The organism is Paenarthrobacter sp. TE4293, assembly GCF_050435325.1.
Taxonomy (GTDB): Bacteria; Actinomycetota; Actinomycetes; order Actinomycetales; family Micrococcaceae; genus Arthrobacter; species Arthrobacter nitroguajacolicus_C.
This window is the reverse complement of the sequence record NZ_JBNJRY010000002.1, coordinates 35,153-50,282: the sequence shown is the minus strand read 5'-3', so window position 1 is coordinate 50,282 and position 15,130 is coordinate 35,153. Positions and strand designations below refer to the sequence as shown.

9 protein-coding genes are annotated in these 15,130 nt (G+C 62.7%); 6 read left to right on the top strand and 3 right to left on the bottom strand.

What is annotated here, in order from left to right; translation table 11 throughout:
• Positions 1-581: 581 nt before the first annotated feature.
• The 3 genes from QF015_RS03700 to QF015_RS03690 form a co-directional block, all read right to left on the bottom strand.
• Entirely contained in the window at positions 582-2,264 is a 1,683-nt protein-coding gene (locus QF015_RS03700; RefSeq protein ID WP_429387111.1) for a DUF885 domain-containing protein, read from the bottom strand.
• A 66-nt stretch (positions 2,265-2,330) separates the two neighbouring features.
• Positions 2,331-2,588, bottom strand: coding sequence for an acyl-CoA carboxylase subunit epsilon (locus QF015_RS03695; protein WP_429387110.1), 258 nt, complete (start codon positions 2,586-2,588; stop codon positions 2,331-2,333).
• The gene (locus QF015_RS03690; RefSeq protein WP_310201508.1) at positions 2,585-4,168 is read right to left on the bottom strand and encodes an acyl-CoA carboxylase subunit beta; all 1,584 of its coding nucleotides are present in this window, start codon (positions 4,166-4,168) and stop codon (positions 2,585-2,587) included. Before QF015_RS03690 ends, QF015_RS03695 begins: the two co-directional genes overlap by 4 nt.
• Positions 4,169-4,380: 212 nt before the next feature.
• Between QF015_RS03690 and QF015_RS03685 the strand changes: the two genes are divergently transcribed.
• From QF015_RS03685 to QF015_RS03660, 6 genes are all read left to right on the top strand, one after another.
• A complete protein-coding gene (locus tag QF015_RS03685; RefSeq protein WP_429387106.1) occupies positions 4,381-5,259 on the top strand; it encodes an SDR family oxidoreductase in 879 nt (292 codons plus the stop codon).
• 67 nt (positions 5,260-5,326) lie between these two features.
• On the top strand, positions 5,327-6,250 hold the full coding sequence (locus QF015_RS03680) for a biotin--[acetyl-CoA-carboxylase] ligase (RefSeq protein WP_429387103.1): 924 nt from the start codon (positions 5,327-5,329) through the stop codon (positions 6,248-6,250).
• Positions 6,243-6,836: a PH domain-containing protein gene (locus QF015_RS03675; RefSeq protein WP_429387101.1), complete on the top strand. Its 594-nt coding sequence runs from the start codon at positions 6,243-6,245 to the stop codon at positions 6,834-6,836. Before QF015_RS03680 ends, QF015_RS03675 begins: the two co-directional genes overlap by 8 nt.
• A complete protein-coding gene (locus QF015_RS03670) occupies positions 6,826-8,004 on the top strand; it encodes an adenylate/guanylate cyclase domain-containing protein (protein WP_429387099.1) in 1,179 nt (392 codons plus the stop codon). The genes QF015_RS03675 and QF015_RS03670 overlap by 11 nt, the downstream gene beginning before the upstream one ends.
• Before the next feature lie 318 nt (positions 8,005-8,322).
• Positions 8,323-8,772 carry a hypothetical protein gene (locus QF015_RS03665; protein ID WP_429387097.1) on the top strand — a complete coding sequence of 150 codons (450 nt, stop codon included), beginning with the start codon at positions 8,323-8,325 and terminating at the stop codon, positions 8,770-8,772.
• 157 nt (positions 8,773-8,929) lie between these two features.
• The gene (locus tag QF015_RS03660; protein WP_429387095.1) at positions 8,930-15,115 is read left to right on the top strand and encodes an Ig-like domain-containing protein; all 6,186 of its coding nucleotides are present in this window, start codon (positions 8,930-8,932) and stop codon (positions 15,113-15,115) included.
• Positions 15,116-15,130 lie beyond the last annotated feature (15 nt).

Below are 15,130 nucleotides of genomic sequence, written 5' to 3'. Positions count from 1 at the left end.
CACGCTCTCTGTGGGGAAAGGGTTGCTTTATGTTGCCGGTTTCGGTTTGTATGAGCTTTTTGAGCTCCAATAGTTGCTATTCGGCACCCACGAAGGAGTCGTTGCTGCTTTGGTACCTGCATCCAGTTATTTTTCAGCGTGACGGTGCGGGTTGTCGATATGCCCGTACTCGTGTTTGTTGTGCCGCCGGTTCGGATGTCTATGACGAGACCCCAGGGTTGCAATTGAGTGTGTGGTCACTGGTGCTGAAGGCGGCGTAGCTTCAGGGGGGACCGTAGTGATCTTTCAGTTCCCATACACCACTGATGGGGCGGTCCGTGGAACTGCAGGAAAAAGAACCCATCGATCTTTTCGACTGCTATGAGGAAGGCTGGTTTCTTTTAGCTGTCGACGACGGCGCAGAATGTTGCATTGCCAGTTCTCTATGACCGCACGATCGAGCGAGCATGGTGGATCTGGAACCTTGGGAACTTCTACGAGGAGCCCAGCAGGCGCAGCGAATGAAACACGCGGACGAGGCTTTCCCTGGCTGGAACCTGATTCCTTTTGCCTGCAGGTCCGGCTGGAGCCACTCGAAAGAATCAGCCCAGCAGCGCCCTGCGCAACACGTCCAAGCCCACAGAGCCGATGTTCAACGCTCTGCTGTGGAAGGACTTGAGATCGAAGCCTTCACGGGACTCCAGTTCGGCACGGATTTGCTCCCACAGACGCTGCCCCACCTTGTAGGACGGCGCCTGTCCCGGCCAGCCCAGGTAGCGGGTGAATTCGAACTGGAGCTGGCCTTCGCTGATGTCGAGGTTGGCCTTGAGGAAGTCGAAGCCCTTCTCCGGTGTCCAAGCGCCGGTGCCCCAGCGTTCGGGGACGGGGAGCTCCAGGTGGACGCCGATGTCGAACACTACGCGGGCTGCCCGCATTCGCTGGCCATCCAACATGCCCATGTGGTCACCCGGGTCCTTGAGGTAGCCAAGTTCCAGCATGAGCTGCTCGGCGTAGAGCGCCCAGCCTTCACCATGGCCGGAGACCCAGCAGACGTTACGGCGCCAGTTGTTCAGGAGTTCCCGACGGTAGGTTGCCGTGGCGACCTGGAGGTGGTGGCCGGGCACGCCTTCGTGGAACACGGTGGTGGTTTCGGACCAGGTGGTGAACGTGTCTTCGCCGGCGGGCACGGACCACCACATGCGACCGGGCCGGGAGAAGTCGTCCGAAGGGCCGGTGTAGTAGATGCCACCCTCGTCGGTAGGGGCGATCATGCACTCGAGGGTCTTCATGACGTCCGGAATGTCGAAGTGGACATCTGCGAGTTCAGAAACGGCACGGTCTGAGAGTTCTTGCATCCACGCTTTCAAGGCGTCGGTGCCCTTGATCTGACGCGCGGGATCGTTGTTGAGGATGCTCTTGGCTTCCTCAATCGAAGCGCCGGCCTTGATCTGCCCGGCCACTTTCTCCTGCTCGCCGATGAGCCTCTCGAGCTCCTGAACGCCCCAGGCGTACGTCTCTTCCAGATCGACTTCGGCACCAACAAATGAACGGGAGGCCAGCGCATAACGTTCGCGGCCCACGGCGTCCTTTTCGGGGGCAGCGGGCAACAATTCGTCCCGGAGGAAAGCACCCAAGGCTCTGTACGCGGAACGCGCGGCCGCAGTCCCGGCGTCGAGCTTTGACTGAACCTCGGCGGGCAGGGGCGAGCCATCAAGCGCAGCGTTGGCGGACATCTTGGCGAAGAAGCCGTCCTCTGCGGCGTATCGGTTGGTCTGCTCGATGACAATCCGGACTTGGCGGGCGGAGGCTACTTTTCCGGCGTCAGCGGCGGTCCGGAGGGAAACGATGTACCCCTCAATCGCCCCGGGGACATTAGCTGCACGGCCGGCAATATGCTCCCACTGTTCCACCGTGTCCGTGGGCATGAGGTCGAAAATCGCACGAATGTCCTGGGCGGGTGAGGCGATGTTATTGAGGTCTGCCGCATCCCAGCCGGACTCGTGAATCTCCAGTTCCAGGCCGAGCCGCTCGCGCATGGCGTCGAGGGTGACAGCGTCCACATCATCGGACGGCTCAAGGCCAGCCAGGGCATCCAAGGCCAACTTTGTGGCCTCCGCATGAGCCTCGGCACCGGCAGGGGAGTAGTCCTGGTATTCGGTTTCATGTCCCGGCAAGCCCAGCGTGGTGGCGAAACTGGGATTGAGTTCGATCAACTTTTCTGTGTACGCGTCAGCGACGGCATCGATGGCGGACTTCGGGCGTACAGGAGTGTTTGCAGTAGTCACCCACAGAGCCTAGCCGCGACGCCGCCTACGTGAAAGGGTTGTTGAACTTTTCTACGTGAGCGAAAACTAGCCGCGGCTGCGCTTCCACGCGCCGGGACCCGGGGTGGGGTCCAGCCGCAACTGCTGGCGACGCACCCAATGCCGGACGTTCGGCTTCGATGCAGCAACTTCCTGCGTTGTCCCGAGTGAAACCACGACGGCGGCAATCGCCGCGAGCTCTTCGGCCGTCGGTTCGCCCTTGACCACCGAAAACAGCGGCGCAGCGGCTGCTTCAGCGGGTACCTGATCAGGCGCGGAATCAGCCCGGTGCTTCGGCGTGCTCACAGCGGGATGTTTCCGTGCTTCTTGGTGGGCAGGCTCGCGCGCTTGTCGCGGAGCGCCCGGAGGCCGCGGATGATCTGGAGGCGCGTGTCGGACGGAGCGATGACAGCGTCCACGTAGCCCAGTTGGGCAGCCTGGTAGGGGTTGAGGAGTTCTTCCTCGTAGCCCTGGATGATCTCGGCCCGCTTGGCCTCGACATCACCGCCGGCTTCGGCAACAGCAGCAAGATCGCGACGGTACAGAATGTTCACCGCACCCTGTGCGCCCATGACGCCGATCTGGGCGGTGGGCCAGGCGAGGTTCAGGTCTGCGCCGAGCTTCTTGGAGCCCATCACGATGTACGCGCCACCATAGGCCTTGCGGGTGATGACGGTGAGCTTGGGAACAGTTGCCTCGGCGTAGGCGTAAAGGAGCTTGGCGCCGCGGCGGATGATGCCTTGGAACTCCTGGTCCTTGCCGGGCAGGAAGCCGGGCACGTCGACCAGAGTGATGATCGGGATGTTGAAAGCGTCGCAATGGCGGACAAAGCGGGCAGCCTTTTCCGAGGCTGAGATGTCCAGCGTTCCCGCGAACTGCATGGGCTGGTTGGCCACGATGCCCACGGTGTGTCCCTCGACGCGGCCGTAGCCGATCATCACGTTGGGGGCGTACAGGGACTGCATTTCCAGGAAGTGCGCGTCGTCCACGATCTGCTCAATGACCTTGCGCATGTCGTACGGCTGGTTGGCGGAATCGGGAATCAGCCCGTCCAAGGCGAGGTCGTCGTCGTTGAGTTCCAGTTCCTGGTCGTGCTCCACAACCGGGGCCTCGGACAGGTTGTTGGACGGCAGGAAGTCAAGGAGTTCGCGGACGAACTCAATGGCGTCTGCTTCGTCGGAAGCGAGATAAGTGGAGGTGCCGGTGGTGGCGTTGTGCTGCCGCGCGCCGCCGAGGGTTTCCATGTCTACGTCCTCACCCGTGACGGTCTTGATGACGTCGGGTCCGGTGATGAACATGTGGGATGTTTTGTCCACCATGACCACGTAGTCGGTCAGCGCGGGGGAGTACGCGGCGCCGCCGGCGCACGGGCCCATGATGAGGGAAATCTGGGGGACCACGCCGGAAGCGTGGACGTTGTTGCGGAAGATGTCCGCGAACATGGCCAGGGAAGCGACGCCTTCCTGGATGCGCGCGCCGCCGCCGTCGTTGATGCCGACCACCGGGCAGCCGTTACGGAGGGCGAATTCCTGGACCTTCACGATCTTCTCGCCGTTGACCTGGCTTAGTGAGCCGCCGTAGACGCTGAAGTCCTGGCTGTAGATGGCGATGAGGCGGCCATCCACGGTGCCGTATCCGGAGACTACGCCGTCGCCGAGTGGCTTCTTCTTCTCCATGCCGAACGCCGTGGAACGGTGGACTGCGAGAGCGTCGAACTCGACAAACGATCCCGGGTCGACCAGGAGGTCGATGCGTTCGCGGGCAGTGTTCTTTCCGCGTGCGTGCTGCTTTTCAATGGCTTCCGGGCCGGAAGGCTGCTCTGCACGGGCCTGGCGGTCGCGGAAGTCGGCAATCTTTCCCGCTGTCGTTGTCAGATCGTGGCTCATCAAGTGTCTCCGGCTCTGTAGCTGATTTTCGTCGGCGCAGTTCGGTGTTGCTCGCAAAGCTTAAGTAGCTTCCGTACAAAGAACAGGCCCCGCAGGCCAGTCTAGTGACGCCTTTGCCGCGAACCGCTGTAGAAACCCTACAATTTTCCGCGTCCAAGCCAAAGCCATCGCTATGTTACCCGTCAGTAACATAGTTGCGTTAGAGTGTCCCCATGACTTCAAGCAACGACGCTTCCCGCGCACTTGCGCCGGCGCAAACTCCCTACGTCGCCACCGGTTCGCTCAAGGACCGGACCATCCTGATGTCAGGCGGCAGTCGTGGCATCGGGCTGGCCATAGCTACCCGCGCAGCCCGCGATGGCGCCAACATCGTGCTCATGGCCAAGACCGGTGATCCCCATCCCAAACTCGAGGGAACGGTCTTCACCGCCGCTGAACAACTGGTCGCCGCAGGCGGCCAGGCGCTGCCGCTGGTCGGGGACGTCCGCAATGATGACGACGTCGCCGCAGCAGTAGCCGCCGCCGTCGAGCGTTTTGGAGGGATCGACGTCGTGGTCAACAACGCATCGGCAATCGACCTGTCCCGCACCGATGCCGTTGACATGAAGCGTTATGACCTCATGCAGGACATCAACGTTCGTGGAACGTTCCTGCTCTCCAAACTGTCGCTGCCGGCCTTGAGGGAGTCCAGCCATGGCCACATCCTCACGCTGTCGCCGCCGCTGAACCTCGACCCCAAATGGGCCGGCATGCACTTGGCCTACACCATGGCCAAGTACGGAATGAGCCTCACCACCCTGGGGCTGGCTGAAGAGCTGAAGGACGACGGCATTTCGGTCAACTCGCTCTGGCCGTGCGCCTTGATCGATACCGCCGCCATCCGGAACATGCCTGGTGGGCAGCAGATTGTCCAGGCTGCACGCGGCCCGGAAATCATGGCGGATGCGGCGCACGCCATTCTGACGGGTACAGGTGCCACCGGCAACTTCTTCACCGACGAGGAAGTCCTGCGTGCGGCCGGCGTGTCCGACTTTTCGCCCTACAGCTTGGGTGCCCCCGAAGAGCGCCTGGTTCCGGACATCTTTCTCTAGGCGGATTCCCAGCCGCTTTCCTGTTCACGGGCCGTCCCGGGACGCCGCAACTGGATAGGATTCAGCTATGGATGTCGAACAGCCAGAGAGCAGCGAACCCCACGTCCCGACCAGCGGGCCGGAGCGGGCCGCCTTGGATCGTGAAGCCTTGCTGCAGCCGGACTTCCTTTCAGCCACGGGCATTTCGCAACTGACCATCGTCGAATCCACAGGGTCCACCAACCAGGACTTGGTGCGGGCTGTCACCGTTGAGCCCAAAAAGTGGGCCGACCTCGCCGTTCTGACAGCTGAGCACCAGACGGCTGCGCGTGGTCGGTTGGACCGGCACTGGGAATCGCCCGAGCGATCGGCTGTCTCCGTGTCCATAGTGCTTCGTCCCGTCACGGCAGAGGGCATGCCGGTACCAACGCAGAGCTATTCCTGGCTGTCCCTGCTTGCTGCCGTTGCCCTGCGGGAGGCATTGCAGGAAACCGCAGGGGTGACAGCAGACATCAAGTGGCCCAATGACGTCTTGGTCAACGGGCGCAAAATCGCTGGGATCCTGGCCCAGATGACAGCCGTGGGCGATGGCTCTGTTCCCGCCGTCATCCTCGGCGTGGGCCTCAACGTCACGCTGGCCGAGGAAGAACTGCCGGTTCAAACAGCCACGTCGCTGGCCCTGGAAGGGGCCACGACGACGGACCGCACCGCGCTGCTGAAGAGCTACCTTTCGCGCTTCGCCCGGCTCTACCGCAGTTTCTGCAATTCCGAGGGAGACCCGGCCGCAGGATTGGCGGGAGGACCTTCCCTGCACAAGCGGGTTGAGTCCGCCATGGTGACCCTGGGCCGCGAAGTCCGGGCGCACTTGCCCGGTGATCACGAACTGGTGGGCCACGCTTCGCGCCTGGATGAACACGGCTCGTTGCTGGTGGTGGACCATGGGGGCAGGGAACACGTGGTGACAGCTGGTGACGTGGTGCACTTGCGCGCCACGGAAAGTGGTTATGCGTAAAGAGTTGCTTCCGGGGGAGCAGGTCATCACCATCACGCGTCAACAGGCCCGATCCCTCTTCTTCCCGGTGCTGGCATTCCTCATCGCTCCGGCCCTGACGGGTTATGCCTGCGCTTGGATTGTCAAAGGCAATGCCCAGCGCCTTGCGCCGTTCATTACAGTGGAATGGACGCCGTGGCTGATGGGTGTCATTGTGGGACTCGCAGCCTGGCTGTTGATTGGTTACAGCATTCGTCGGGTGATGCGCTGGCATTCCATCCGGTACATCCTGACCAGCAGGCGGATACTTGCCAAATACGGAATGTTTCGACGCCGCGACTGGCAGGTCTCGCTGGTGGCCGTACGCAATGTGGGTGTCCACCAGAGCATGCTTCAACGGGCATTGCACTCCGGGAATATATCCTTGGATACCGGGCACTCCGGCACGGCCATCCTGAGGGATGTTCCCGACGTCGGGAAATTTCGGGGATTCATTCTTGACGCCATGGACGAACTCCCGCAGGGTGAAGTTTTTGAGGGCCAGGTATTGACGGACTATGACCAGTTGCCATGGGAGCTGAGAGAAGGTGGAAGAGATGAGCGTTGAGGATCAGCAGTCCGGCGAGGACTTGGACGAGGAGTTCGACGCCGTCCCCGAACCTTCTGTAGATGAGGACACGGAGGCAGGGCCTGCTCCGGTTGTGGCGCAGACCGGTCCGCCCACCGGCGTCATGTCCGCGGAGCGCCTGGCCATTAAGGCGCTGGAGTCAAAACTGCTGGGTGGCGAACGCAAGCTCCGCCGTCGTGAAGTTGCTGCCGGCGCGGGCGTTTCCATTCTGTCCGCCCGGAAAATTTGGCGCGCACTTGGGTTCCCGAACTTCGGCGACGAAGACGTTGCCTTTACGGAGCGGGACCAAGCAGCACTATCGACCATCCTGGACCTGGTCCGGGCAGGGATCCTGACTGAGGAAGCTGCCATTTCGGTCACCCGTTCCATTGGGCAAATGACGGACCGCATGGTGGTCTGGCAGATCGAAGCCTTGGTGGAAGACATGGTGTCCGAGCAGGGCATCCCGGATGCGGTGGCCCGCAAACAACTGGTGGGCCAGTTGCCCGCGTTGGTGGACTCGCTCGAGGAGATCCTCGTGTACTCCTACCGCCGTCAGCTCAACGCGGGCGTGCAGCGCCTTGCGGTGCGGGCAGAGGCCGGCCTGCAAGCCAGCGAGGAAGGCCGCGAAGGCGACGAAGACGATTCGCCGTTGCCCCTGGCACGTGCCGTGGGTTTCGCCGACCTCGTCTCCTACACCAGCCTTTCGCGTCGGATGAACGAAAAGACGCTCGCGCAGCTGGTGCAGCGCTTTGAGAACAAGTGTGCCGAAATCATTTCCGTGGGCGGCGGACGCCTGGTCAAGACCGTGGGGGACGAAGTTCTCTACATCGCCGAGACGCCGGCAGCCGGGGCCGAGATTTCCCTGGCGTTGGCGCAGGCCTTCACGGAGGACGAAATCCTGCCGCAGTGCCGCGTCTCCATGGTTTGGGGCCGTATCTTGTCCAGGCTGGGCGATATTTACGGACCTACCGTCAACCTCGCTGCCCGGCTCACCACACTGGCTCAGCCCGGGACTGTCCTGGTGGACGCTATGACGGCCGCTGCACTGGGGCAGGATGACCGGTTCGTCCTGGTTCCCCAGAAATCAGAGAATGTCCGTGGCTTCGGCGAAATACATCCCGTGATGCTGGCCCGTGGCCGAGGCAAGGGCCTGGTGTTGGACTAAGAGCCTGTTGACGGACCGCGTCCCGAGCCCGACGCTCTCTCACCTCCGGTCATGTTCTGCCCGACGCTCTCTCACTTTCTTCAGAAAAGTGGGAGAGCGTGCCTGTTGTGGGGGCGTTTGGTGAGAGGGGGTCGGGGAGAGTGGGGAATAAGCCGGACGGGAAACCGGGGTACTAAAGCGGGGCGTACTTAGATGATGCCTGTCACGGCTTAGCTAATCGATGGAGTAACCCGGTAGGCTATGGGGTGTTCGTGTCGTGTTTCGCCGTGGGGGTCGGCGCCGGCTGCTTCATGCTGCTGAATTGTGGGGGATGGTGGGATGGCTCTGCCTGACGGGTCCGGCAAACGCACCATCAATACAGCTGGCTGGGAAGAGACGTACAGCATCACCGTGCAGACCTTCAACTCGCTGGGAACCGGAGGCCCCGCGGCTTCGGCCAGTGCCAAGTCCGGGCGTCAAGGGGAGTGGACCACCACCATGAACCCGGGGGCGGTGGTGAGGTCCTGCAGCTTTACTCTGGGCGGGGCCAACTATGATCCCAAGAAGTTCACGTGTGACGGCCAGAGCAACAACACGCCCCCCTGGATGGCATCGGCCGATCAAAGCGCCATTGTGGTGCGTTGTTACATCGACCAATCAGATAACTGGACCGGTATGCACCGCTGGTGGCGTATCGAATCAGGGTCCTACCGCAACGTGGGCCGGTACATCGTTGCAGGTCACACCCACTTGGGGGATCCCGCAGGCATTGGAGCGCCACCATGCTGAGTGTTACGGGGCCCGGGCGCGGGGCAGATCTCCCCATCGCGCGCCCAGTGGTTAAGGCCGTAGTCTGTCAAAGCCAATGGATAGCCCGGTCTCGGGTTTCCTTGGTTGGCCGTGTGGTGCGTGGGATAGTCTTAGGGACTGAAAATTCCGCCGCCGTATGGGGGTACTGCGGAATGCACGGCTGCCGGCACATGTCGGTTGGCCCGGACGTCGCTGGTGGGCGGCTGTACATCAAGGGAATTTTGGGGCTGTGAGGAATTTCTTCGGCAAGCTGGGGCTGAAAAAGCGTCACAACAAAAAGTTCATAGCGGGAACTGCTGCCACAGCGGCGGGCGCGTTGTTGATCACTGGGGCTGTGCTGTACCCGGGCTTCAAGACCACCGAGGTGGACTTGAACGATGGCGGCGTGTGGGTCGTGAGCAAAACCAAGAACGCCGTGGGACGGTTGAACTACCCGTCACGTGTGCTTGACGGTGCCGTGACGCCGGCCAGCACTACATTTGACGTCCTGCAGCACGATGGCAACGTCTTTGTCGACGACGAATCAGGCTCAACCATCAACCAAGTGTCGGCCGCAAACCTGAAGCTTGGCGGCGATAAACAACTGCCGTCGTCGTCACAGGTCAGCTACGGCTCCACAGTCCTTTCGGTCACAGATCCCGCCCGCGGCAAGGTATGGGCATTGTCGCCCTCCACAGTCAACGGCTTTGATGAAGAAGGCACTGAGCCGGTTCTCACGGGCGACCAGGGAATCGTGTCAGCCGTTGGCCGGGACAACCGCATTTACACAGCGGATCCGGGCAAGGGCGAAATCACGGTCACCACGGTTGACGCCAACGGGGAGCGGACAGACTCGCAGGTCACCAAAGTCGACGAGCTCAAGGGAGCCGGCGACCTTCAGATTGCCGTCGTCGGTGATAAGCCCGTAGTCCTCGATGCCGGCTCAGGAAACCTGTTCCTGCCCGGCGGCCGCAAGCTCCAACTGCAGGATGCCCGCGAAGCCAAGCTTCAGCAGAGCGGCGAGGACAGCGGCTTCGTTGCCATCGCCACCCGGAAGGCCCTCCTGAAGCAGCCACTGGACGGGTCTACCGCAGCCACCGTCAACGCCGACGGTGAAGGGGTCCCCGCAGCACCCGTGCAGGTCAGCAAATGTGTTCATGCTGCCTGGTCCGGAGCCAATAAGTACGTCCGTGACTGCGACAACGACGCCAACGACAAGAAGAACGACGTCCCTAAAGCCAGTGCTTCACCCAGCTACGTCTTCCGCGTCAACCGCGACCTCGTAGTTCTCAACGATGTGAACTCGGGCAGTGTGTGGCTGGTCAACCAGAACATGCAACTCGTCAACAACTGGGACGACGTTGTCCCTCCCAAGAACCAGTCCGATGACCAGGACCAGGAGTCCGCGGACAACAACACCATCAACGTCCTCCCGGACCGCACCAAGCCCAACCGTCCGCCGGAAACCAAGCCTGACGAGTTTGGTGTCCGTCCCGGACGGACGTCCATCCTCAGCGTCCTGGACAATGACTCAGACCCCGACGGCGATGTCCTCACCGCTGCTGTAGGCCCTAACGGGCCCAAAGCAGGAGCACTGGAGAACATTTACGGCGGCTCTGCGTTCCAGATCAAGGTTCCGGCTGACGCAAAGCCGGGCACGGAGGTCTTCGATTACAACGCCGCGGACGGGCGAAGCCTGTCCGCCGGAGGCAAGGTCACCCTGCGGGTCGTGGCTCCTGAGGAGAACAAGCCTCCGTTCTTCAAGCGCGGTGAGCCCACCACCATGCTGGTGGAACAGGGCAAGTCCGTCAGCCAGAACATCCTGACCGACTGGATGGACCCGGACGGTGACGACCTGGTCCTCCTGGACGCCAAGACCGACAACGACCAGGACCAGGTTAAGGTTCGCCGCGATGGCCTGCTGACCTATCAGGACTCGGGTGCGGCACCGGGCAAGAAGAACGTCACCATCACTGTGTGGGACGGCAGGGCAACCACCACGGGCCGCGTCGTCGTCAACGTTCAGCCCCCGGGCGCCTTGGCGCCCGTGGTCAACGCCGACCACGTCACGGCTGTAGTTGGCCAGGACCTGGTCATCGCACCTCTCAAGAATGACGTCGATCCCAACGGCGGTGCCCTGCGTGTAGCCCACGTCGAGGCCGCCGGACCGGCGGAGTTGGGTGCAGTGACCGACGGCGGTACCTTTACCTTCCGCAGCACCACGCCAGGTCCGATCTACTTGACGTACATCGCCAGCAACGGACCCCAGAGCAGCCAAGGGTTGATCCGCGTCGATGTGGAGTCCGGCAAGGATTCCGGGGCCCCGGTAGCTGTGCACGACGTCGCGCTGCTCCCGGTTGGTGGCAGCGTCCTGGTCGACCCGCTGGCCAACGACTCCGACCCGTCAGGTGGCGTGCTGGTCCTGCAATCTGTCACCGTCCCCGATGGCTCGTCCGCGTCAGTCAGCGTGATCGACCACAGTGTCCTGCGCGTCACGGACGTCCTGGGCGCCAAGGAACCCTTCGTCTTCAGCTACACGATGTCCAACGGCCGCGGCTCGGCCACCGGAACCGTAGGCGTCGTCCCGGTGCCGGCCCCCGCCGTCGTCGAGGCCCCGCAGCCGAAACCCGACGAAGTCAACGTCCGCGTGAACGACGTCGTGACCATTCCGGTCCTGGACAACGACACCCATCCGCAGGGTGAAGAGCTGTCCGTCGATCCTGTGCTGGCCCAGGGCATTCCTGAGGCAGACGGCAAGGCGTTTATCTCCGAGAAGACACTTCGCTTCATCGCCGGCCCTACCCCGAAGACCGTGCGTGCCATCTACAACGCCGTGGACCCGCAGGGACAGAAGAGCGCTGCCTCCGTCACCATCCACATCCTGCCGCTGGAGGGCGCCCAGAATTCGCGTCCGCAGCCCCGGAACCTCACTGCACGCGTGGTGGCCGGCGGCAGTGTCCGGATCCCCGTGCCGCTGGACGGCATTGACCCCGATGGCGACTCGGTCCAGCTGACCGGCATTGACAGCACACCCACCATGGGAACCGCGACGGCGGGCAGCAGCTTCATCGACTTCGTCGCCGCCGGTGACGGCGCTGGAACCGACACGTTCCGATACAAGGTGATTGACCGCCAAGGTGCTGTCAACACCGGTACGGTGACTGTCGGCGTCGCGCCCCGTGGAGAGAACAACCAGAAACCCGCTCCCGTCGACGACGAAGTCCAGGTCCGCCCCGGCCGCCAGATCGCTGTGGATGCCACCGCCAACGACACCGACCCCGACGGCGACATCATCCGCATCCTGACGGACAGCATCGAAGCCGACTCCGGACTTGAAGCCCAGGTCAGCAAGACCAGCGGCCGGATCCTGGTGACCGCTCCTGCCGCCGAGGGGACCGTCAACGTCCGGTACTCTGTGGCCGATGACCGGGATGCCGTGGGTAATGCCAGCATCAGGGTGATCGTCAAGAACGACATTCCGCTCAAGGCCCCGATCGCCCGCGATGACCGCGTCACGTCTGCCCAAACCCTGGGCAAGACCGCCGTGGACGTACCAGTCCTCAAGAACGATGAGGATCCGGACGGCGTGGGGGAGAACCTCAAGGTCACGACGGGCCTGGAGACAGCCCGTCCGGGCTCCGAGGGCAACGTGGTGGTGGACCTCACCGAGCAGCCCCAGTTGGTGCCCTATACCGTGGAAGATGTGGACGGCCAGAAGTCCACAGCCATCATCTGGGTTCCGGGCATCGGGCAGCAGGTTCCGACGCTCGCCAAGGACGACGTCGTGGAACTGGTCTCGGGCCAGTCCGTCACTGTGGACCTCCGTGAATGGGTGAAGGTCCGCGACGGAAAGTCGCCCCGCCTGACCCAAGCCGACCGCATCAAACTCATCGGTGCTGACGGCAGCGACCCCGTAGCGGGCGATGGAACGGCCATCAAGTACACGGCTGGTGCTGAGTACGTTGGTCCTGGTTCCATCAGCTTTGAAGTAACGGACGGTTCAGGTCCGGATGATCCCAACGGCCTGAAATCGACGCTGAGCATCCGCACCAAAGTGCTTCCTGACCCGAACAAGAACAACCCCCCGGTGCTGCTTGGCAGTGACTTGGAGGTGCCCAAGGGCGACTCGGCCAGCCTGGACTTGGGCAAACTTACGTCAGACCCCGACGCCGACGACGTCCAGAACATGAAGTACGAACTGGTTGGCGCTGCACCCGGCGGGTTCAGGGTGAACGTCGATGGCAGGACCCTCAAGGCTTCCGCCGACGATTCGGTTCAAATCGGCCAAGGCGGAACCGTCCAGGTGAAGGCCAAGGACCCGCGTGGACTTGAAGCGGTTGCGACCTACAAGCTCTCCCTCTCAGCCTCGAACCGACCCAAGCCGGTGGCCAATGACGACGCGGAGCAGGATGCGCAGTCAGGCAAGCCAGTAACGGTCAACGTCCTGGCCAATGACTCCAACCCGTTCCCTGACACGCCCCTGAAGATCATCTCAGCGGTGACGGAAACAGGCCAGGGAACGGCCGAAGCCGGCGGCAGCAACGTCACCGTTACCCCCTCCGACGGGTTCACGGGAACCATGGTTGTTGCCTACGTGGTGGGGGACAAGACGGGTGAAACCTCCCGTTACGCCACGGCCCGTATCCGCCTTACTGTCAAGGACAAGCCCGCAGCACCGACTACTCCGCTTGCCCAAAGCGTCGGGGACCAGACCGCGCTGCTGACGTGGAACGCCTCGGCTGACCGTGGCTCGCCCATCACCAAGTACACCGTGTATGGCGAGGGATTCAAGCAGGACTGCCCAGCCAACACCTGTACCTTGACAGGCCTGACCAACAACGTGAAGTACCACTTTGCGGTGACGGCCACCAACGCCATCGGCGAGTCCGAACGGTCACCGGTATCCGCCGAGGTCCGTCCCGACGTCAAGCCTGATACTCCGGTTGCTCCCACACTGAAGTTCGGTGACAAGCAGCTCTCTGTGGCCTGGGTTCCCCCTGCCAGCAAGGGCTCGCCCATCAAGTCCTACGATCTTGAGATCTCGCCTGCCCCTGCCGGCCAGAACCCGCAGATCCAAAACCTCACGGGCAACAGCCACGTCTGGTCCGGACTGACCAACGGCGTGGCCTACAAGGTCCGCGTCCTGGCCCGGAATGACGCCAAGGAACCGTCCGAGTGGAGCCCTTACTCGGCGGCGGAAACGCCGGCCGGCGTACCGGCAACCCCTGCCGCGCCATCCGTAGTCGGCGCCAAACCCCTTGGCAGCACGAGCCAACTCCAGGTCACCTGGGCTGCGCCCAACAACAATGGCGACGCCGTGTCTGCGTACACCTTGACCACGTACCGGGGCGGAGCCGTCGTGACTACCCAGTCGGTAGCCGGAACCTCCCAGAACGTCACCGTGGTCAACAATGAAACCGACTACAGTTTCACGGTTTCGGCAACAAACAAGGCCGGCGTCAGCGGTGTCAGCCAGCAGTCGGCGGCGGTGCGCGCAGCAGGCAAGCCAGCCATGGTGGCTGCCCCGACTGCGGCCCTGCTGGAGACCAACGGGGCCGGTGGCAAAATCCGCGTTGCCTTCAACCCGCTGTCTCAGACCGAACGCAACGGAGCCAACGCCAATGAGATCAGTTATCGCTATGCCCTGACTTCGGGAGCCGGCAGCGGAGCCATCCCCGCCGGCGGCGGTGTGGTAGCGGCTCCGAATGGCCAAGACACAGCCGTCGTGGTGTGGGCAGTCTCCTCACGTGCCAGCACACCTGGCGACAGGAGTCCCGCATCGAACACCGTGAACCCCTATGGGCTTGCGGCTGCGCCGAACGTTACCGGCAGCAAGAGCAGCGGCGTCGGAGATAAGACGGTGTCCTGGACGTGGAACCAGCCCAGCGGCAACGGCAGGCCGGTCACCGGCTACCAGTACAGCTTTGACGGCGGCGGATGGACTGACACAACGCAGAGAAGTTTCTCTACGACCGTGGGCTTCAGCGAGACGAAAACGTTGAGGGTCCGCGCCATCAGTGGTGGCCAAGCGGGCAACATCGGAAGCGATACATCCCGCAGTGGGTCTGCGCCTCCGCCTCCGGACCCTCCCAAGGGCGAGGTCATAGCCCACAACAACACATGCCCCGGCCAGCCGGGAAGGACCGATACCTATAACCCAAGCGGTCCGTCCTGCGGCGCTGGCTGGGTCTCCAGGAATGAAGGGTGGTTGAACATTAACTGCACCAAGGACATCTACAACAACGGCACGCCCTGGTACCGCGTCACTGAGGGCAGCCACCCGGGCTGGTACGTGAAGTCCACCACTGTGGATCTTCGCGGAACCAAGCCCGGCGGTTGCTAGTCCCTTCCGGCGAGC

Excerpts from the sequence above, each read along its gene's own strand:
- QF015_RS03670 (WP_429387099.1), top strand. The coding sequence starts at position 6,826 with ATGAGCGTTGAGGATCAGCAGTCCGGCGAGGACTTGGACGAGGAGTTC.
- QF015_RS03660 (WP_429387095.1), top strand. The coding sequence starts at position 8,930 with ATGGGGGTACTGCGGAATGCACGGCTGCCGGCACATGTCGGTTGGCCC.
- QF015_RS03690 (WP_310201508.1), bottom strand. The coding sequence starts at position 4,168 with ATGAGCCACGATCTGACAACGACAGCGGGAAAGATTGCCGACTTCCGC.
- QF015_RS03680 (WP_429387103.1), top strand. The coding sequence starts at position 5,327 with ATGGATGTCGAACAGCCAGAGAGCAGCGAACCCCACGTCCCGACCAGC.
- QF015_RS03665 (WP_429387097.1), top strand. The coding sequence starts at position 8,323 with ATGGCTCTGCCTGACGGGTCCGGCAAACGCACCATCAATACAGCTGGC.
- QF015_RS03685 (WP_429387106.1), top strand. The coding sequence starts at position 4,381 with ATGACTTCAAGCAACGACGCTTCCCGCGCACTTGCGCCGGCGCAAACT.
- QF015_RS03675 (WP_429387101.1), top strand. The coding sequence starts at position 6,243 with ATGCGTAAAGAGTTGCTTCCGGGGGAGCAGGTCATCACCATCACGCGT.